Annotated in this window: 2 protein-coding genes and 1 pseudogene; 2 read left to right on the plus strand and 1 reads right to left on the minus strand. The window is 36.4% G+C overall.

Annotated elements, in window-relative coordinates:
• Positions 1-21 precede the first annotated feature (21 nt).
• Positions 22-249: a hypothetical protein gene (locus AC1DJR_RS32715; protein WP_477004544.1), complete on the plus strand. Its 228-nt coding sequence runs from the start codon at positions 22-24 to the stop codon at positions 247-249.
• Between the two features lie 98 nt (positions 250-347).
• Positions 348-479, plus strand: coding sequence for a hypothetical protein (locus AC1DJR_RS32720; RefSeq protein WP_477004543.1), 132 nt, complete (start codon positions 348-350; stop codon positions 477-479).
• A gap of 49 nt (positions 480-528) precedes the next feature.
• Here AC1DJR_RS32720 and AC1DJR_RS32725 read toward each other — a convergent pair.
• Positions 529-606: pseudogene (locus AC1DJR_RS32725) on the minus strand (YqhG family protein); the annotation flags it as partial.

Below are 606 nucleotides of genomic sequence, written 5' to 3' on the forward strand. Positions count from 1 at the left end.
ATCAAAAGAGAGGTGGAGACAATGAGTAAATTTTTCTTCAATCATAATCAAGCAACATTAGAGGATGGAAGACTGGTTAAGTATGCTGAAATTATTTATGGAGAAGGTGGCCGTTCTGTATTAGAAAATTTAATGGTGAAGGCATCTATCAGATTACGTGATCGTTATCCGAATAAATCTGACGAACAGATCTCGAACCTCGTAAATCAAGGCATCCATGATATGTTTCAAAAATACGTGAATGAGTAAGAGCAGCTACTGGCTGCTCTTATTTTTTTGTATAAGGATTGTGCCTCTAGCTGAAAATAAAGATGCATTTTGAAACATGCAAAAAGGAGGCGAAAAAGATGAGTAATGGAATTGGTCGTTCAAAAGAGAATCTTCCAACTGATGCAAACCATGTAAGTGCAAAGGATCGTGCATATCAGAAACGTATGACAGAGAAAAAACAGCAAGRGCGTAATGAAGATAGAGAATAGGCTGGGAACATATCTTAAAAGAAGCTCCTTCAATCTGAAGGAGCTTTCTTTAAGATAGAAAATGATTTGCGGTAACATAAAAGAGACCACCGTTTATAATTTGTATTGTAATGCGTGGTTCGTATTG

The sequence above is a fragment of the Bacillus sp. 05T31 genome (assembly GCF_056396725.1).